Below are 20,584 nucleotides of genomic sequence, written 5' to 3'. Positions count from 1 at the left end.
AGCAAGAGTGAATTTGGGTATAATTTAAAATTATCAAATGAGGTATATATGAGAATGTTTTTACGTTGTTTTTTTGCTTTTTTGCTTGCAGGTTTGTTGATTGCTTGTTCTAAAAATGAGAATAAAAGTTCTACTATAAGAGCTTATGGTTTTAATGAAAATACACAAAATATTTTTGTAGAATTTAACACTAATGTCATTAATCAAGAAATAGGTGTTGTAAAAGAAAAAGAAATTGTTATTAACAATCAAAATATAAAAGTAAAATATGTGCTTGAAACACCTACAAGACTAAATATTTTTACAGCTTTAAAAGCAAATCAAAAATATGATATTTTTATAGATTTAAATGATATTTTAACTAATGAAAAAGTACAATTAAAAGTACAAACTCCTTTTGAAAAATTAGATGTTAAAGGATATTTTCAAAACATTACAAATGATGAAAGTGTATTAGTTTTAAATATTCAAAGTTTTTACACTCTTAATAAAGATGAGTTATTAAAAGCTATCAAAATCAACACGCAAGATCAAGAAATTCAAATAGAAGAAATCATTATTCAAGGTGACATAGCAAGTGTGTATTCTAAAGCACTTGGTATTAAGAATACTAATACCAACATAAAAGTAGTTTTTGATAAAGAAATCTTAGGTTTAGAAAAAAATATAGATTTAGAGTATATTTTACTTGCAAAAAGTGAATTTGTTTTTCAAAATGCAAATATAGTTAATAAAAATATAGAATTACTCTTTTCTCAAAACATTTCACAAAATCAAAATTTGAAAGAATTGATTTTTGTTACCCCTGAAGTTGATTTTAAAGCATTGGCATTTGGAAATAAAATTAAACTCACGGGTAATTTTTCTCCAAATAAAACTTATGAAATTCAACTTGCTCAAGGGATTAAAAGTGCTGATGGAATTAGCACAAAAGAAAGTTATAAAACTCAAGTAAGTTTTAAAGACTACGAACCTGCTATAAGTTTTACAAATCAAGGAGTGTTTTTATCTAGTAAAGCAAATAAAAAAATAGCTTTTAAGAGTATGAATATTAAAAAGGTTCATTTAGAGGTTTATCAGGTTTTTTCAAATAACTTAAGTGAATATTTAAGATATAAAAATCTTCAAGGTGCAAAAAAATTAAGTGATTATGATAGTGATATTTTTTCAGAGAGTGATTATACTAGTGAGGTGGTGTTAAAAAAAGACTTTGATATTAAAAACATTAAAAATCAATGGCAAGAAAATGAAATAGTACTAGATGGTTTAAAAGATTTAAGTGGTGTATTTATAGTGAAGCTTTATTTTAAAGAAGAAGATGTTGATTATGTTTTTGATGAGGGAGTGGAGAGTTGGAAAAAATATAGATTTTTCAATCAAAAGGCAAAAGTAAGTAAGAATTTAATTTTTTCAGATATAGCTTTAATTGCTCAAAATTTAAATAAAAAGCTTTTTGTAGATGTGAGAGATTTTACTACACAAAAGGCTTTGGGTGGAGTTAAGGTTGATGTGATTAGTAAGAGTAATCAAATTTTAGCTTCTAAGATGAGCGATGATAATGGTTTGGCTGTTTTTGATGATATGGATGAATCAAAAGCTTTATTCATCATTGCTTCAAAAGATAAACAAGCTTCTATCTTACGTTTAAGCTCGCCTTTATTATATGATGGTTTTGATGTAGATGGCTTGGAATTAAATTCGCAAAATAAAGTATTTATTTACACAGAAAGAGGGGTTTATAGACCAGGTGATGATATATATTTAACTATGGTTGCAAGAAATGATAAAGGAGTTATTAATCATCCTATATTTTTAAGCTTTTTTGATCCACGCAATAAAAAGCTTTTAGATAAAATCAGGCTTGATCCTTTAAGTAATGGAACTTTTTACAAAAAGATTTCACTTAGCCAACAAGCTTTAAGCGGAGTGTATCTAGCTAGAGTTGAATTTGCAAATGCGGTTTTTGATAAAGAAATTTTAGTGCAAAATATAGTGCCAAATCGTATAAAAGTATCCATGCAAGCTCCAAAAAGCATAAAAGAAAATGAAAAGTTAGATTTTAATATTAGCTCAAAATATCTTTTTGGAACACCAGCAAGTAATTTACAATATCAAGTTGATTTATTTGTGGGTAAAAAAGAATATAAAAATTCAAAGTATCCAGAATATATTTTTTCAAATCCTAGTGTTTTAGTGCAAAAATATCAAGATAATTTAAAAGGTATTTTGGATGAAAATGGCTTTACAAAACAAGAATTTGTTTTAAATGATTTTTTAAAAAATACCCCATATAATTTAGAAGCTAGTATAAGAGCTAGAGTTTTTGAGAAAGGCTCAAGATCGGTTGAAGCACTTGTAAATTCACAAGTAATATTGCATGAGCATTTTGTAGGTATTAAGCGTTTAAAAAATCATTACTTAAGTTCAGGTTCTATTATCAATTTTGAAGCCATTGTGAGTGATTTAGATGAGAATTTAATAGCAAATAATGAGATCAAATATACCATTTATGCAAATGATTATTCTTGGTGGTGGGATTATGATAATTATGATGATTTTTTAAAATCACTCAAAAAAGATAAAAACACGCAAATTATTACTCAAGGAACCATTTTAAGTAAAGATAAACCGGTTACAATAGAGTTTGATCCAAAAGAATATCATGGTGAAATGTTTATAGAGCTTGAAAATATTCAAAGCAAAACAAGCACAGGAGAGTTTTTTTATATTAGTAGTTTTGGTGCACCAAATAATACTGATATAGTGAGTTCTTTAAAGATAAAAAGTGATAAAAAAGAATATAAGCCAAACGAAACAGCTTTTATAGAGTTTGAAAGTGTTAAGGATGCAAAAGCTATCGTTACTTTAAATGATAATACAAAGGTTTTAAAACGCTTTGTGATAGATACGTATGAAGATATTACTAAGGTTGAAATTCCCATTCTTAAAGAATATATGCCAAATGTTTATGTGAGTGTGATTTTGCTCCAAGATTATAATCAATACACCAACGATAGAGCCTTAAGACTTTTTGGTGTAGTACCTTTAAATGTGGTAGATGAGCAAAGTAAAATCGAGCTTGATTTAAAAGTACCGGATAAAATCATGCCAAAACAAGATTTTGAAGTAGAAATTCAAAGTAAAAATAAACAAAGCTATACTTATACACTGGCTATTGTAGATGAAGGTTTGCTTGATGTGAATGCTTTTAAAACCCCAGATATTTGGGAGTATTTTTACCAAAAAACGCGCTTTAACATGAGTATATATGATACCTATGATAAAATCATTGCTAAAAATATTTCTAATGCTTCTAAGATATTGACTACAGGTGGTGATATTTTCTTAGAAAGCAGAGCAAATAAAAGCAAAAATGATGAAAAAGCAAGACGCTTTAAACCAGTTGTGTTGTTTCAAGAGCCAGTGCAAAGTGATGAAAATGGTTATGCAAAATTAAAATTTAATATGCCATCATACTTAGGTTCGGTTAGAGTTATGGTAGTAGCAAATAACTTAGCAGGTTTTGGTAGTGTTTCTAAAGATATCCAAGTTAGTGCACCTGCTGTGATGCTTGAAACCTTGCCAAGAACTTTAAGACTTGATGATGAGTTTAAACTTTTGGTGCAAGTATTTAAAGTAGATGATGATGTAAAAAATGCAAAACTTAAGTTAAAAACAAAAAATTCACTCATAAATTTTGAAAAAGATGAAATTTTGATTGATTTTGACAATGAAAAAACAAAAGATATTTATGTTAATGCAAGAGTAAATTCAAACAAGCTTGGAGTAGAGCAAATAGAATTAAGTTTAAGTGCAAAAGATTACACCTACACTCAAAATACACAAATTGATATAAAAGCATTAAATACTATTACTTATGAGGGTAAATCATTTAAAATTCCTGCAAATACTTCTATGGAGTTTAAAATCACACAAGATTATATCAACCCTATAGCATTTTTAAGTGTGAGTTCTAAGCCTATTTTAAATATAAATCATAGATTAAAATACTTGCAAAATTATCCTTATGGATGTATAGAGCAAAGTACTTCAGCAGTTTTACCGCAACTCTTTTTACAAAAACTTGATCAAGGAGCAAATGAGCAAAAAAATATTAACAATATCAATGCATTGTTAAGTAAGTACGCAAATTTCCAAACTGCTAATGGTGGTTTTGCTTATTGGCAAGGACTTAAGGATTCTGATGCTTGGGGAAGTAATTATGCGGGTATGTTTATGATTTTAGCCAAAGAAAGAGGCTATTATATAAGCGAGGGAATGTTTAAAGCATGGCTTGATTACCAAAAACGCTATGTTTTAAAAGCTCAAACAAACAAAGAAATTAGAATAAATTCTTTATACCTTTTAGCTTTAGCTAAAGAAGCAAATTTAAGCATAATGAATGCCATTTATGAAGATAGTGCTTATTTGCAAAGCTTAAATAATGTAAGTCTTTGGCAACTTAGTGCAGCTTATAAATTAGCGGGTTTTGATGAGGTAGCTTTAAATATAGCTAAAAATTTAAGCACAAAGCCTGATGAAAAAATTAATTATACTCACACTTATGGATCTTTTCTAAGAGATGAAGCTATTATTGCAAATGCGTATAAAATAATCTATGGTAAAAATAATGAGGAATTATTGGATGATATTAAAAAAACCCTAGAAAGCCATGCTTGGCTTAGCACCCAAAGTACAGGCTATGCTTTGTATGCTTTAGCAAATAGTTTTAGTGATGAAGGTTCTAAAACTATTAATGCAAGTGTAAAAATTAACAACGAGAACAAAAGGCTCAATACGAGTTTTTCTAAATTTGAGTTTAATCAAGGCAGTGCTTTGATAGAAGCTAAAGAAGATACCTTTGTACATTTTGGAGTAGAGGGTATTAAAAAAGGTATTGCTGAACCTTTTGCACAGCGTATGTATATAGAAAGAAGTTTTTATGATGAAAATGGAAATGAAATAGATGAAAGTGCTATAAAAAGCTCTCAAATTTTTTATATGAAATTAAAAATATCAAATAATAATTATCCAGGTGCTTCTAATATAGCTTTAACTCAAATTTTACCAAGTGGCTGGGAAATTGTGCACGATCTTTTAGAGGATGAAACCCCTGATTTTGTAAAAAATTCTTATTATGATTTTGTTGATATAAGAGATGATAAAATCATGTATTTCTTTCCTTTATATTCTGATGAGTCAAGAGAATTTTTTGTGAAATTAAGTGCTGTTACCCCGGGTGTTTATACTTTGAGTGGAGCTTATGCTGAAGCAATGTATGATAATGCTTATAGAGCTTTAAGTGAGAGTAAAAGAGTCAAAGTAGTGCAGTGAAAATTAAAATAAGCCTTGCAATATGCTTTTTAAGCCTATGTTTTTACATAGGCTTAATTTATTTTAGTTTTGATAGTAAGGACTTGTTTAAAGGCGCTTATAGTAAGGTTTTGCTTGATAAAAACAAAGAAATTCTTAGTGTATTTTTAGATGCTAATGAACAATGGCATTTAGAGAGCGAATACATACCACAAAAGCTAAAACAAGCAGTTGTTTTATATGAGGATAAAAATTTTTATTCTCATTATGGGGTAGATTTTTTAGCAATTATAAGAGCTTTTAAAAATAATCTTTTTTCAAGCAAAAGAAGTGGTGCAAGTACAATTTCTATGCAAACAATCAAACTTCTAGAGCAAAACAAACGCACATATTTTAATAAATTTAACGAAATCATCAAAGCCTTTGCTTTAGAAAGTGCTTACGAAAAAAATGAAATTTTAAGATTTTACCTAAATAATGCTCCTTATGGGGGAAATTTAGTAGGTGTTGCAAGTGCGGGTTTGTTTTATTTTGAAAAAGATTTAAAAGATCTTACTTGGAGTGAGGCGGCTTTGCTTGCTGTGCTTCCTAATAATCCAGGTTTGATTAATCTTGAAAAAAACAAAGATAAACTTTTAAAAAAACGCAATGCTTTACTTGATAGACTTTTTGAAAAGGGATATTTTTCTAAAGATATTTTAACTCTTGCAAAAGCTGAAAAACTTCCTAGCTTTAAAGCAAGGAAAAACCTGGCTCCACATTTAGCACGTAGGTTTTTAGTGGATAAAGAAAAAATCATTTCTAGTATAGATAAAAAAATTCAAATCAAATTCGAAGAAAAAGCCAAAGAGTATTCTTATAAATTAGAGCAAAAAGGCATAAAAAATTTAGCTATATTGTTAGCAGATACTAAAACAAATAAAGTTTTAGCTTATGTAGGCTCTAATGATTTTTATGATTTTGCAAGTTTTGGTCAAGTTGATGGGGTAATAGCAAAGCGTAGTGTGGGTTCAGTATTAAAACCTTTGCTTTTTGCTTTTGCTATAGATGAGGGGCTTATAGTACCTGAATCTTTAATGCTTGATGTGCCTACATTTTTTTCTAACTTTGCCCCGCAAAATGCAAATAAAAAATACCATGGTTTGATAAGTGCAAGAGAATCTTTGCAAAAATCACTCAACATTCCCTTTGTGAGTTTACTTTCAGAGTATGGTTATGAGAAGTTTTTTTATAAACTCAAAGATATTTTAAAATATGAAGATGAAAATTTTAAAAAATATGGACTTTCTTTAATTTTGGGTACTAAAGAGTTTAGTTTGGAAGATATGGTAAAAATTTATCTAGGGCTTGGAAATTATGGAAATTTTAAAGAGCTTTTATATGAAGAAAGTGCTTACAATAAAGAAGATAAAAAACTTATTAGTGATGGAGCAAGCTTTTTAACCTTACAAGTATTGAAAGATTTAGATAGGGTAGGTTTGAAGCAATATGATTTTAACACCATCATTTCTTGGAAAACAGGAACTAGCTATGGTAGAAAAGATGCCTGGGCTATAGGTGCTTCTCCAAAATATACCCTAGGAGTATGGGTTGGAAATTTTAATGGTGAAGCAAATGCAAATTTATATGGTGTGAGTATAGCAGGAGAATTATTTTTTGAACTTTTATTTTTACTTGATGGACTTAATTTAGAGTTTGAAAAGCCTAATGAATTAATTTCTATCAAGATAGAAAATCAAACAGGATATAGATATAATTATAAATTTGACTTTAAAGAGGTGCTTTACCCGCAAAATGCAAATGTCTTAAGAACTTCACCATTTTTAAAAGAAGTTTTTATGTATGAAAACAAAGAAGTTGATTCTTTAGATAAAAATTTCATCCATGCAAAGAAAAAGATTATTTTAAATTTACCATCTCATGCTCAAGCTTTTTTTGCTCAAGAAAAGCAAAATTTAAAAACATCTAATAAAAAAATAAAAATCATATATCCATTAAATAATCTTAATATTATTTTGCCAAAAGATTTAAAAGAAAAACAAAAACTACTCATAAAAATATCAAACCCTAGTAATGAAAGGATTTTTTGGTATTTGAATCAAGAATTTATCCATGAAGGAAAAGAAGACATTCTACCTATTGATTTAAATAAAGGTAAGTATATTCTTAGTGTGATTAGTGAAAATGGCATAAGTGATTTTATAATTTTTAATATATTGTAAATATAGATAGTAAAAATCATTACTTAAAAAATCCAATCCCCCCCCCCCAATTATAATATTTTTAGATTAATTAAAATATTTTTTTATTATTTTTAATAAATTAAATATATAATTAATAAGTTTTATATTTTTTTAATAATTGATTATTTATAATAAAGGAAAATTATCATCGTAATAAGGAGAAATTCGATGTTTCGTAATTTAAAACTTGGTACCAAGGTTATAGCTATTATTGTTATTACTGTTATTGTTGTGTTAGGCTGTGTTTCTTTTTTGATTATACAAAAATCAACTGACACTTTAAGTAATCAAATCAATAAGACTTTAGTAACTTCGGTTTTCCGCTATACAAATACTGCAGAAGCAGCTTTAAAATCATTCTTTATTTCAGCTATAGGAACCCAAAAGATTTTTAATACTTTACTTGAAGAAGGACCTATATCAGAAAAAAGAATACAAAATATACTTGGTGAGACTATAGATGCTAGTCCTAATATTGCCTATGGTTATTATTATTTAAAAGATGGTTCTTTTTATAGAAATTCAGGATTAAGTGATAAATATTTTGTTAATCAAAATGAATTCATGGTTTTAATGAATGATGGGGATGTGAAAAATTCTGGCGGTATGAAAGTTTTACAAGCTAGTCCTGATATAACTTCTTTAAGAGCCGTTAATCATATAATGAAAGGTGATGTATTATACTTTGGAATCCCAGATTTTTTCAATATAAATGGAATAACTTTTTTTGGCACTAGCATAGCTGTTCCTTTGCTAAATAAAGAGGGTAAAACCGTGGGTGTTTTAGGTTTAATTTTTGATATGCAAAATTTAGCAAATGATTTTAATGATGCATCAAGATCTGTATATGATGGCGATAGAAGAATTTTATTATCTACTGGTGGACTTATAGCAACTCACCCAAATGCTGATTTTGTTTCTAAAAAACTAATTGATATAAACAAAAATGCTACTAATATTATGGAGCTTTTAGATAAACCACAAGTTAAAGAGATAGACTATATATCCGATGATGGCTCTAAATATCATGGTGCTATTAGAGTATTTGAAGTTTGGCCAAATACAGGAATTTTATGGGCTATGCTTGCAGTTGCTCCTGAAAAAAATATTTTAATTCCAATAGCTGAGCTTAGAAATATTATATTAATTAGTGGAGTAGTGGCAATATTTGTTATTGTATTGGTTTTAAGTTATAGTATGAAAAGTATTGTTTCAGTCAGAATATCAAGGCTCCAAGAACATTTAATGACATTTTTTAGATACTTAAATCATGAAGTTTCAAGCGTAGAAGTTTTAACTCCTAGATATAATGATGAAATTGGAAAAATGGCTAGTATGGTCAATGAAAACATCCAAAACATACATACCTCTTTGGAAAAAGATGAAATAACCGTACAAAATATATTAGAAGTTTCTTCTAATATAGAAAAAGGTTATTTTACTCAAAGAGTCAAAACAGAACCGGTAAATCCAAAACTTATAGAGTTAAAAGAAGTATTGAATAAAATGCTTGATGATATGCAAATGAAAATCGGTAAAGATTTAAATGAAATTGAAAGAGTTTTTACAAGTTTCCAAAATCTTGATTTTTCAGATAAACTTGCTAATGCAGAAGGTAGAATAGAAAAATCTCTTAATGCAGTGGGCGAAGAAATTAAAAAAATGCTTCAAGCTTCACTAAATCAAGGAGAAATGTTACAAACTAAAGCTGATTCATTAAAAGAAAGTGTTTTAAAACTTAATGAAGGTGCACAAAAACAAGCTGATTCTTTACAAGAAAGTGCAGCTGCGGTTGAAGAAATGAGTGCTTCTATGAATGCAGTGGCAGCTAGAACTGAAGAAGTTATCAAGCAAAGTAGTGATATTAAAGATGTGACAGATGTGATTAGAGATATAGCTGATCAAATTAATCTGCTTGCATTAAATGCTGCTATTGAAGCTGCACGTGCTGGTGAGCACGGACGTGGCTTTGCTGTTGTTGCTGATGAAGTGAGAAAGCTTGCAGAAAGAACTCAAAAATCATTAGGTGAGATTGAAGCTAATACTAATATCTTAGTTCAATCTATTAATGAAATGGGTGAGAGTATTAAAGAACAAGCTTTAGGAATTTCTCAAATTAATCAATCAGTTTCAGTAATAGATAGCTTAACTAAAGAAAATTCACAAATTGCACATGCAACTAATTCTGTGGCAAACGAAGTTGATGTAATGTCAGCGGATATTGTAGCAGATGTGAGAAGAAAAAAATTCTAAAAACTACCCTTTTTTGGGTAGTTTAATTTATAAAATACTTTTGAATTCTGTTTTTATCTTCAAAAGCCATACTTTGAAAAATTTTATCCTTAAAGCCTATTTTGTATTTTGCATTGTTTTGAGTTTTAGCATAAGTTAGTGCTATGCTTAGAGCAAGTTCAAGATCTTGAAAATTGATATTTTCATCTACTAAAGAATAAGCCCCGATTAAATCAAATAGTTTTAATTCTTCATATTTTTGAGTTTTTAATTCTTTTAAAAATTGATTTTCTAATTCATTTCTACCTATTATCATTTTAGAACCATTTGGAAGTCTTAAGTGGCGACCGTATTTTAAAAGTTGTGCATCATTTACTTGCATATTTTTATCAAATTTTATAAAATCCTTGATTTTATTTGAAAAGCTTTCAAGCGTAAGTAAACATCCACCACCAGGACTTTCAAAGTCTTCAAAACCAAATTGTGTAGCAAGTTCGAGTTGTCTTTTTCTGCTTCTTCCACTGATATTTTCTAGCTTTTCCCTATCAACCCAGCCTTCGCGTTCGGGTTTAGTTAAAGGTAAATTTTTAGCACACATTGGGCGTAATATCAAATCTTCTTCATCAAATGCAAGTCTTTTTACTTTATCCATAGCATCACTTCTTTGGCTCATAGGGCGTTGTCCAATTACCTCTCCTGTGATGATAAAACTTGCATTTTCGTTTTTTAACATAGAAAGAGCAGTTTTAAACATAAAAGCATGACAATCTATACAAGGGTTAAAGTGCTTTCCATAGCCATATTGAGGGTTAAATAAAACTTCTTGTAAATAAGCATTTCTTACATCTATCATTTCAAAACTAGCTCCTGCCATAGCAGCACGTTTTGCCATGAGTTCGCTTTTATCGCTTGTACTACCAAAGCCTATATTAATATTTAAAGCTTTTACTTCTATACCTTGAGAGCTTATGAGTTTTATAGCAAGCATAGAATCAAGTCCACCACTAAAAAGTGCTAATGCTTTCATTTTTTCCTTTCGAAATTTTTGGCATATTGTAATGAATATTTTTTAATTTTTATACAAGTTTTTATTTAAAAAACTTCTTTTTCAAAGTTGTAATGAATTGCTTTTTTATTTTTTATATTTTTTTGTAGTCTATTTAAAAATAATTCTAAACTTTCCTCATCATCTAAAAAATGCACATTTTTTAAAACTTCTATTAAGTGGTTAAAAAAAATTTCATCATTTTGATAGCTTTTTTTGATTTTTTCTAAATTTTGATTGAGTAGATTGTAAATTTGCTTTTTAAAGGCTTGTTTTAAATTTAAACTTTTTAATTTATTAAAATAAGCAAGGTTGATCTTACAAATGGCATATAAAAATTCTTCTAAATTGCTTAAATTTTTGATATTTTCAAATTCATAAAGCTCTCTTATGCTAGGATCTTCAAAGTTTTTTTGCTCTAAGATAGCTTTTATAGTGTCTTGATGTAAAAAATATTCTTTTGTGCTTAAAAGTTTAAATAATCCTATGGCTTTTGGATTTTCATATAAAAATTTTAAAAGTTCTAATTCGCTGATATTGTTGATTTTAATTTGCTTTATAGGATTGGAAATATTTATGTTTTTTCTTGTGTTTTTAGAAAGTTTAATATCATCAACATTAACACCCAAAAGATTTGCTACTAAAATAGTGTAAGAATTTGCTATTAAGGGTTCAAGGCCGAAAGTATATTTTTGCACCTCTTCTAAGGCTTTTTGCTTACTAAGTGCTGAATTTAAATCAAAACTTGTAATTAAGCTTCTTATATAAAATTCTCCAAATTCTATACCTTTTTCTAAAATATTAAAAAGTAATTTTTCTTGATGGCTTGCTACAAGTTCAGCCGGATCTTTCCCACCTTCTATTAAAACCACTTTTCCATCAATTTTTGCTAAACTTAATAAATGTGCTGAACGCACAGCAGCATTAACCCCTGCATTATCATTATCAAAACACAAAATCACTCTTGCTTCTAATCTTTTTATCAAAGGTATGTGATTTTCTCCCAAAGCTGTTCCTAAAACTGCAACAGCATTTTTAAAACCTGTTTTATGAAAGGCTATAGCGTCCATATAACCCTCGCAAATGATCATTTCTTTTTGTTTATAAATAGCATCTTTAGCTAAATTGAGTGCATAAAAAACGCGTGATTTATCAAAAAGTTTGCTTTGAGGTGAATTAACGTATTTTGCCATATTATTTTCATCTAAGGTTCTACCGCCAAAGCCTATGAGTAAATTTTTATGATCATAAATGCTAAAAGTAATGCGGTTGATAAAACTTGCATAAGCACCATTTTCATTTTGTTTTATTGCACCTACCTCTAGAGCTTCTTCTTGAACGATTTGTTCATTTTGTAAAAGTCTTAGTGTTTCATTAGAACTTGGTGCAAAGCCTAGTTCAAAGGTTCTAATATCCTCATCATTTAAACCTCTTTTATAAAGATAAGCTAGAGCTTCTTTGTTTTTAGCTAAATTTTGTTTATAAAAAGCATTAAGGGTAGGTAAAATATGTGTAATAGACTTTTTATTGTCTTGTTTTTGCGAGGTATAAGTAAGTGAAAAATTACTCCAAGATGCCACTTTTTCCACTGCTTCAACAAAGTTTAATTTCTCATAATCCATTACAAATTTAAAAACATTACCTCCAGCCTTGCATGCAAAACAATGATAAAATCCTTTAATGGAATTAATATGCATACTAGGATTTTTATCATCATGAAAAGGACACACACACACGTAGCCTGAACCTTGTTTTTTTACTTCAACATAATGTGCTATAACATCAACTATATCTGTTTTTTGCAAAAGTTGTTCTATACTTGTTTGTTCTATCATATTTAAACCTTAAAGAAAATTATATAAGCAATTAGCTATAATTGTTATAAATTTGGAAGTAAAGTTGTAAGATTATGGATTTTTTCTTTGTAGAATATCGCGATCCTTTGTTCGGTCTTATTGTTTTAGCGGCTTTAGTTTTTATTATGGCTAGTTCACATTATGTATGGAGAATTTTTGCAAATAAAGATCAAAAAAGCAAACTTGATCGTTTTGTAAAAAAATTTGAAATCAATTCTACTCATCAGCAAATTTTAAAAAATGCAAATCTAAGTATAGAAAATTTAAATTTTTTAGCCCAAATTTTTACAAAAAGTGGGGAATTTGAGAAAGCTGTAGGGATTTATCTTATTGCTTTAAAAAAAACAAATGAACCTAGCCAAAAAGAATTTATATTTTTTTCTTTAGCTCAAGTTTATTTAAAAGCAGGATTTTTAGAGCGTAGTGTAGAAGCTTTGCTAAATGCTTTAAAAATCAAAGCACGTAATAAAGAAAGTTTAAAACTTTTAAAGATTGTATACTTAAAACTTAAGGATTTTAATAAAGTTTTAGAAGTTTTGGAGTGCTTGTTTGAACTTGGAGAAAATATATATACAGAAAAAGCATTAATCAAGGCTTTAAAAATTCAATCTAGTCCTAAAGATGAAAAAGAAAAAATCAAAGAAATATTAGCACTAAGTAAAGATAATGAATATATTTTAAGACTTTGTTTTTTATATTATAAAGATAAAATCACGCAAATGCCAAAATTTGAAAATGTAATTGATTTATTAAACGAATGTAAAACCCCTTTAAATTTAGAAGATGAAAAATATCAAGAATTTTTTTATGCTAAAAATTTAAGCTATAAGTCTATTGTGATTAAAAATCAGAAATTGAAAATTTTAAAAATTTTAAATGATAATAAAATTAATGCAAATCTTAGTTTTACTTATGTATGCAATAATTGTAAAAATCAAAACCACTTATTTTTCTATTATTGCCCATTTTGCCATGAATTTGGAACATGTGAGATTTATTATGAGGTAAAAGTTTGAAAAATATTGAAATTTACACTGATGGTTCTTGTTTAAATAATCCAGGTTTTGGAGGATGGGCTTATATTTTGATTTATAAAAATCATCAAAAAGAACAAAGTGGGGCATGTGAGAATACAACGAATAATCGTATGGAATTAATGGCTATTATACAAGCTTTAAAGGCTTTAAAAGAACCTTGTGAGATTAAATTATATACAGATTCAAATTTAATGGTTCAAAGTATTAATGAATGGCTTGATAGTTGGGTAAAAAAAAATTTTAAGGGAAGAAAAAATGCTGATCTTTGGAAAGAATACTTAAGTGTAGCTAAGGAACATACAATCACTGCTTTTTGGATTAAAGCACATAATGGCCATGAATTAAACGAGCGTTGTGATATTTTGGCGAAAAATGCAGCTTTAAAATTACAAGAGGAAAGGTCTAAAAATGCTTAAAAAACTCCAAAAAAAACTAAATTATCATTTTAAAGATGAACAGTTACTTATTGAAGCATTAACACATAAAAGCTATAAAAAACCTTATAATAATGAAAGACTAGAATTTTTAGGTGATGCGGTAATGGATTTAGTTGTTGGAGAATTTTTATTTTTTAAATTTCAAAAAGATTCAGAAGGCAATCTTTCTAAATTGAGAGCAGCATTAGTAAATGAAAAATCTTTTGCAACTTTAGCTCAAAAACTTGACCTTGGGATGTATATTTTCATGTCAATTGCAGAAGAAAACAACGATGGTCGCAACAAGCCTTCTATACTGTCTGACGCTTTTGAAGCATTAATGGGTGCTTTATATTTAGAAATAGGTTTTGAAAAGACTAAAATTATAGCGCTAGATTTACTTAAAGAAGTTTATCCGCACATTGATACGAAGAGTTTATTTAAAGACTATAAAACGAGATTGCAAGAAATTACCCAAGCAAATATGGCAGGAACTCCAGAATATATTGTTATAAAAGCTTTTGGACCTGATCATAAAAAACAATTTGAAATTGCAGTAAAAATTCAAGGTATAGAAATATCAAGATCAATTGCAGGTAGCAAAAAAGAAGCTCAGCAACAATGTGCTAAAATTGCATTGGAAAAATTAGGAAAATTATGAATAGTTTTGGAACAAGATTTAAATTTACAAGTTTTGGGGAATCTCATGGTGTAGCCATAGGTTGCGTGATAGATGGTATGCCAGCAGGTATTAAATTTGATAAGGTTTTTTTACAAGATATGCTTGATAAAAGAAAACCAGGTCAAAATAAATTTAGTACCCCTAGGAAAGAAGAGGATAAAGCTCAGATTTTAAGTGGGGTTTTTGAGGGATATACAACAGGAACTCCTATAAGTATAGTAGTATTTAATGAAAATACACGCTCAAAAGATTACGAAAAAGATGTGTTTCGTCCAGCTCATGCTGATTTTACTTATTATTACAAATATGGCATTAGGGATTATAAAGGAGGCGGAAGAGCTAGTGCTAGAGAAAGTGTTGCTAGGGTAATAGCAGGAGCTGTAGCTTGTATGCTTTTAAAAGAGTTTGGTATAGAAATAATGAGCGGGGTTTTTGGGGTAGGAAATATTGATAGTAAACTTAGTAATGATGAGTTTGATTTTGATTATGCTGAAAATAGTGAAATTTACGCTTTAGATAATAATTTAGAACAAAGTTTTAAAGATGAAATTTTAAAGGCTAAAAAAAATAAAAATAGCATAGGAGCTAGAATTTTTACGAGGGTTAAAAATCCCATTAAAGGCTTGGGTGATCCTTTATATGATAAGCTTGATTCTAAACTTGCTCATGCGATTATGGGGATAAATGCAGTTAAAGCAATAGAAATAGGAAGTGGTATCCAAAGCAGTTATATGTATGGAAGTCAAAATAACGATGAGTTGAAAGATGGGGTGTTTTTAAGCAATCATAGCGGAGGAATATTAGGGGGGATTTCTAATGGAGATTTTATTGATATAAAAACTTATTTTAAACCAACACCTTCTATATTTTTGCCTCAACAAACCCAAAACATACAAGGAAAAAATATTATTTATAAATTAAAAGGAAGACATGATCCTTGTGTGGGGATAAGAGGTAGTGTGGTGGTAAATGCCATGGTAGCTATATGTATAGCTGATAGTTTGCTTTTAAATGCAAGTTCAAGATTATCAAATTTGATGAAAATTTATAAATAAATTTTAATACTTACTTAGTTATTATTTTGTCGTATTAATAAAAAAGGAAGAGTACATGAAAAAAAATATTGTTTTTTTTGAAGTAAGAGGTGGAAGTGATAAAGGTGAAGATGGACATAGAAAAGATACTATGCCTATGGTAAATGCATTAAAAGAGCAAGGATGGAATGCTGAGGTTATATTTTTCGAAATAAGTAAAAAAGATGAAATTTATGAATATGTAAAAAACAATGCAGATGCCTATGTTTCTAGAATTAATCCAGGAAATTTAAAAGAAGAAAATGAATATTTTGATATGTTAAGAAAACTTTGTGCAAATGGTGTTATAGGTATGCCTCATCCTGATGCAATGATAGGATATGGTGCTAAAGATGCATTAACTAAACTCAATAAAACTGCTTTAGTGCCTGAAGATACTTATGCATATTATGATATTAAAACTTTTAAAGAAAGTTTTCCAAAAACTCTAGCAAAAGGAGAAAGAGTTTTAAAACAAAATCGTGGCTCAACAGGTGAGGGAATTTGGCGTGTAAGATTGATTGATGAATTGTCAGCAGACGTTACAAATGTGCCATTGAATGCAAAAATCAAATGCACAGAAGCTAAAGATAATCATACAGAAGAAAGAGAACTTGGTGAGTTTATGGATTTTTGTGAGCAATATATAATAGGCGATAATGGCATGCTTGTAGATATGACTTTTTTACCGCGTATTAAGGAAGGTGAAATTAGAATTTTAATGCTTTATCATACTCCAATTTATGTAGTACATAAAAAACCAGCAGAAGGTGGTGATGCTTTTTCTGCGACACTTTTTTCAGGTGCAAAATATAGATATGATGAACCAAAAGATTGGCAAGAATTGATAAATTGGTTTTTAGCAACTTTACCTGAGATTCGCTCAAAACTTGGAAATTATGATATTCCTTTGATTTGGACTGCTGATTTTATCTTAGATACAGATGAAAATGGCAAAGATAAATATGTATTAGGTGAGATTAATTGCTCTTGTGTAGGATTTACTTCTCCTGCTGAATTTGTTGAGCCTATTGCTAAAAAAGTAGCTCAAAATATTATCAATATTGTAAGCAAAAACTAATCCTTGTTAAAACAAGGATTAGTTTAACTCGCTATGCTTTTAACCATACTTTATATCATCGGAATTACTGTTGATGCTATGACAGGAGCCATTGCTGCAGGACGCCATAAAATGGATCTTTTTGGAGTGATATTTATAGCTTTAGTGACAGCGATTGGTGGAGGATCAATTAGAGATATTTTGCTTGATCATCATCCACTAACTTGGATTAAAACTCCTGAATATGTGATTTTAATTTGTGTTGCAGCTATGATTACAACAAAAATTGCTAAATATGTTATAAAACTTGAAAAACTTTTTCTGATTTTAGATGCTATAGGTTTAGTTGTTTTTAGTGTTTTGGGAGCACAAATTGCAATAGAAATGGGGTATGGTTTTATAGTGGCTGTGAGTTCAGCTGTAATTACAGGTGTATTTGGCGGGATATTAAGAGATATATTATGTGCTAGGATACCACTTGTATTTCAAAAAGAAATTTATGCAGGTGTAGCTATATTAACAGGAGCTTTATATTACATATTGTATATTTTGGGCGTAGATGAGTTGTGGGTAATTCTTGTTTCATTGATTGTAGGAACCATAGCAAGACTTTTGGCAATATATTATGGTTTATCTTTACCCATATTTTCTTTTAAAGATGAGGAAAATAAAGAAAGTTAAAATCTATCTTATAAACTCTTAAAGAGTAAGCTTCATTATATATAATATTTTCAATAAAAATTCCACTATGCTTTTCATAAAATCCTGCAAACTCTGTCAGTAGGTAAAATTTATTTATATTTTTTGTTTTCAAATCATTTTTTATAAATTTTTTAATAATTGGTTAGATATTTTGTTTCCTCTGTAATTTTCTTCAATATATAAAGCACATAAATTTGGCTCCAAATATTTTCTGTTATGAAAGTTATTTTGTATGACCCCAGCTCCAGCTATAATAGTGTTTTTATCTAAAACTAATACCACTAGGAATAGTTTGGTTGTTAAAACTACTTTTTATACTATAAAATAAATTTATTCATCTATACCCCATTTTTCAGAAAACCATTAGAAGATTTTATTGATAGGTCTTTTTTATCTGATATATTGATTATATACATAAATGAAGTCTCTTTATGGGGTTAAATTTATAATACTTTTGTATTTACACATTAAAAGAGTGGTGACCCATACGAGACTCGAACTCGTGTTACCGCCGTGAAAGGGCGATGTCCTAACCGCTAGACGAATGGGCCAAATATTTTTAAAAATGAAATTCTATCTTAATTACTTTAAAAATAGCTTAATTATTTGATAAATCGCAGATAAAGATAACCAAAAATACCAGATGCCAATGATGCTAACAAAATAGCAAAATTATCTACAAAATTAAAAACATCACTTACCTCATAAGCAAGTCCATCTATAAAAAAACTCATTGTAAAACCAATACCAGTTAAAATGCAAACCCCATAGAGTTGTTTAAAATTTGCATTTTTTGGTAAAGATGTAAGATTTAATTTTATTGCCAAATATGCAAAAGTAAATACACCAAATTGTTTTCCTAAAAAAAGTCCTAAAAATATTCCTATACTTACTCCGCTAAAAAGCATATGAGGTTGAATTCTAGAAAGATCTACTCCAGCATTTGCAAAAGCAAAAAGTGGCAATATTATAAAAGCAATCCAAAATTTAAGACCATGTTCTATTTCTTCTAGTAGAGGATGATTATCTTTTGTGTTTACTGGTATAAATAAAGCGGTTATAATACCTGCTAAAGTTGCATGCACTCCGCTCTTTAAAACACTAAGCCAAAGTAATACACCAAGAATATAATAAAATGATTTTCTTTTGTTGCTTAATCTATTTAAAATAAATAAACCAAAAATACAACAAAAAGCAACAAAAAAAGCTAGGGTAGAAAGCTCACTAGTGTAGAAAATAGCAATGATTAAAATTGCACCTATATCATCAAAAATTGCTAATGATACTAGAAATATTTTTAAAGAGTTTGGGACGCGCTGTTTTAACATAGCAAGTATTACTAAAGCAAAAGCGGTATCAGTGGCTGTTGGTATAGCCCAACCCCTTAAAACATATGGATCACTAAAATTAATCAAGCAAAAGATTAAAGCAGGTACAATTATACCACCTATAGCAGCTATTAAAGGTAAAGTGATGTTGCTAAGAGTTTTAAATTCTCCTTGAATAAATTCTTTCTTTAATTCAAGTCCTATAGCAAAGAAAAAAATTGCAATAAGTCCATCATTAATCCATAGCAAAGAAGGTTTAAAAAGTTCCCAAGTACCAATTTTAAAACCCATTTCTACGCTAAGAAAATCCATATAGTGTTCCCCATATGGGCTGTTTTTTAATACGAGAGCAAGAATAGTCGCACTTAGAAGAAGTATTCCTCCTAAAATTTCAATAGATATAAAATTTTGGATTTTTTTTAATTTCATTTTGTAAAACTATAGATAATTTTCAAATAAAAATACCCAACTATAGCACTTAATAAAGATGCAATTAGTATGGCAAGTTTATCTGAATATGCGAAAATATCACTATTTTGATAAGCAAGTCCATCTATAAAAAAACTCATTGTAAAACCAATACCAGTTAAAATACAAACTCCATAGAGTTGTTTAAAATTAACATTTTGAGGAAGTTTTGCTAGGCCTAGTTTGATACTTATAAAAGAAAATAAAAATACTCCAATTTGTTTTCCTAAAAATAAGCCTAAAATTATTCCTATGCTTACCGATGAAAACATAAAACTCGGATCCATATCCTTTAAATCCACACCAGCATTTGCAAAAGCAAAGATAGGTAAAATAAAATAACTTACCCAAGGAGTTAAATCATGTTCAATTTCTTTTAAAAACGATTTACCATTTTTTGTTTCTAAAGGTATAAATAAAGCTGTTATTACTCCTGCTAAAGTCGCATGTACTCCACTCTTTAACATACTAATCCAAAATATTATTGCAATTATAATATAAAATGATTTTTTAGTTATGTGAAAATGATTTAATAAATAAAGTGCTAACATACAAATTAATGCAGCAATCATAGCAAACACTGAAAGCTCACTTGTATAAAATAAAGCTATCACTATAATAGCACCTAAGTCATCAAAAATAGCTAATGAGAGTAAAAATAGTTTCAAAGATGTTGGAACTTTTTTTCCTAAAAGCATTAAAATACCCACTGCAAAGGCAATATCGGTGGCTGTCGGTATAGCCCAACCTTGCAAGGTAAAAGCATCTTTATAATTAAAAAAAACAAAGATTAAAGCGGGTACTATCATACCTCCAAGTGCAGCAAATACAGGTAAAGACATAGCTTTTATACTGTTTAATTGACCTCTTGTGATTTCGTATTTTAATTCAAGTCCTATAGCAAAGAAAAAAATTGCAATAAGCCCATCATTAATCCATAAAAGTAAAGGTTTGAAAATTTCTAAATTTCCTGCTTGAAAACCAAAAGGAATATTTAAAAAATTTGTGTATTGGTCTGTTAAGGAACTATTTTGTAAAATAAGTGCAAGTGTAGTAAAAAATATTAATAAAACACCAGGGAAAGTTTCACTTTTAACAAGAGCGTGAATTCTACGCATATATAGCCTTT

12 protein-coding genes, 1 tRNA gene and 2 pseudogenes are annotated in these 20,584 nt (G+C 28.7%); 10 read left to right on the top strand and 5 right to left on the bottom strand.

The features are described from left to right. The first annotated feature begins 48 nt into the window (after positions 1-48). From CAQ16704_RS07505 to CAQ16704_RS08645, 4 genes and pseudogenes are all read left to right on the top strand, one after another. On the top strand, positions 49-5,334 hold the full coding sequence (locus tag CAQ16704_RS07505) for an alpha-2-macroglobulin domain-containing protein (RefSeq protein WP_052245036.1): 5,286 nt from the start codon (positions 49-51) through the stop codon (positions 5,332-5,334). Next, positions 5,331-7,535: a penicillin-binding protein 1C gene (pbpC, locus tag CAQ16704_RS07500; protein ID WP_039667591.1), complete on the top strand. Its 2,205-nt coding sequence runs from the start codon at positions 5,331-5,333 to the stop codon at positions 7,533-7,535. The genes CAQ16704_RS07505 and pbpC overlap by 4 nt, the downstream gene beginning before the upstream one ends. A gap of 189 nt (positions 7,536-7,724) precedes the next feature. Next, positions 7,725-8,360, top strand: a pseudogene (locus CAQ16704_RS08650) (PDC sensor domain-containing protein); the annotation flags it as partial. A gap of 1,068 nt (positions 8,361-9,428) precedes the next feature. Further along, a pseudogene (locus CAQ16704_RS08645) lies at positions 9,429-9,809 on the top strand (methyl-accepting chemotaxis protein); the annotation flags it as partial. 22 nt (positions 9,810-9,831) lie between these two features. Here the strand turns inward: CAQ16704_RS08645 and CAQ16704_RS07490 are convergent. Together CAQ16704_RS07490 and dnaG are read right to left on the bottom strand one after the other, a co-directional pair. Continuing rightward, complete coding sequence (locus CAQ16704_RS07490) at positions 9,832-10,815, bottom strand: argininosuccinate synthase (protein ID WP_039667589.1); 984 nt, start codon at positions 10,813-10,815, stop codon at positions 9,832-9,834. Positions 10,816-10,880: 65 nt separating this feature from the next. Beyond that, positions 10,881-12,668 (bottom strand): DNA primase, encoded by a 1,788-nt coding sequence (gene dnaG, locus CAQ16704_RS07485; protein WP_039667588.1) that lies wholly within the window; start codon positions 12,666-12,668, stop codon positions 10,881-10,883. A 74-nt stretch (positions 12,669-12,742) separates the two neighbouring features. Here dnaG and CAQ16704_RS07480 point away from each other — a divergent pair, with 74 nt between their 5' ends. Genes CAQ16704_RS07480 through CAQ16704_RS07455 form a run of 6 tightly spaced genes read left to right on the top strand, consistent with a single transcriptional unit; the run spans position 12,743 to position 17,638 of the window. Next, the gene (locus CAQ16704_RS07480) at positions 12,743-13,705 is read left to right on the top strand and encodes a tetratricopeptide repeat protein (protein ID WP_039667587.1); all 963 of its coding nucleotides are present in this window, start codon (positions 12,743-12,745) and stop codon (positions 13,703-13,705) included. Next, positions 13,702-14,142, top strand: coding sequence for a ribonuclease HI (gene rnhA / locus CAQ16704_RS07475; protein WP_039667586.1), 441 nt, complete (start codon positions 13,702-13,704; stop codon positions 14,140-14,142). Before CAQ16704_RS07480 ends, rnhA begins: the two co-directional genes overlap by 4 nt. Continuing rightward, on the top strand, positions 14,135-14,803 hold the full coding sequence (gene rnc / locus CAQ16704_RS07470) for a ribonuclease III (RefSeq protein WP_039667585.1): 669 nt from the start codon (positions 14,135-14,137) through the stop codon (positions 14,801-14,803). The genes rnhA and rnc overlap by 8 nt, the downstream gene beginning before the upstream one ends. Then, positions 14,800-15,879 carry a chorismate synthase gene (gene aroC / locus CAQ16704_RS07465; RefSeq protein ID WP_039667584.1) on the top strand — a complete coding sequence of 360 codons (1,080 nt, stop codon included), beginning with the start codon at positions 14,800-14,802 and terminating at the stop codon, positions 15,877-15,879. The genes rnc and aroC overlap by 4 nt, the downstream gene beginning before the upstream one ends. Before the next feature lie 55 nt (positions 15,880-15,934). Further along, positions 15,935-16,978 carry a Cj0069 family protein gene (locus tag CAQ16704_RS07460; RefSeq protein ID WP_039667583.1) on the top strand — a complete coding sequence of 348 codons (1,044 nt, stop codon included), beginning with the start codon at positions 15,935-15,937 and terminating at the stop codon, positions 16,976-16,978. Positions 16,979-17,011: 33 nt separating this feature from the next. Beyond that, positions 17,012-17,638, top strand: coding sequence for a trimeric intracellular cation channel family protein (locus CAQ16704_RS07455; protein ID WP_039667582.1), 627 nt, complete (start codon positions 17,012-17,014; stop codon positions 17,636-17,638). A 497-nt stretch (positions 17,639-18,135) separates the two neighbouring features. Here the strand turns inward: CAQ16704_RS07455 and CAQ16704_RS07450 are convergent. The 3 genes from CAQ16704_RS07450 to nhaA (CAQ16704_RS07440) form a co-directional block, all read right to left on the bottom strand. Beyond that, positions 18,136-18,210 (bottom strand) — tRNA-Glu (locus CAQ16704_RS07450). A 51-nt stretch (positions 18,211-18,261) separates the two neighbouring features. Beyond that, complete coding sequence (gene nhaA / locus CAQ16704_RS07445; protein WP_039667581.1) at positions 18,262-19,416, bottom strand: Na+/H+ antiporter NhaA; 1,155 nt, start codon at positions 19,414-19,416, stop codon at positions 18,262-18,264. Further along, positions 19,413-20,573: a Na+/H+ antiporter NhaA gene (gene nhaA, locus CAQ16704_RS07440; protein ID WP_039667580.1), complete on the bottom strand. Its 1,161-nt coding sequence runs from the start codon at positions 20,571-20,573 to the stop codon at positions 19,413-19,415. The genes nhaA (CAQ16704_RS07445) and nhaA (CAQ16704_RS07440) overlap by 4 nt, the downstream gene beginning before the upstream one ends. Positions 20,574-20,584 lie beyond the last annotated feature (11 nt).

The sequence above is a fragment of the Campylobacter sp. RM16704 genome (assembly GCF_000816245.1).
In the GTDB taxonomy this organism is placed as follows: domain Bacteria; phylum Campylobacterota; class Campylobacteria; order Campylobacterales; family Campylobacteraceae; genus Campylobacter_D.
The sequence above is the reverse complement of the archived record's forward strand: the minus strand, read 5'-3'. Positions and strand labels throughout refer to the sequence as shown.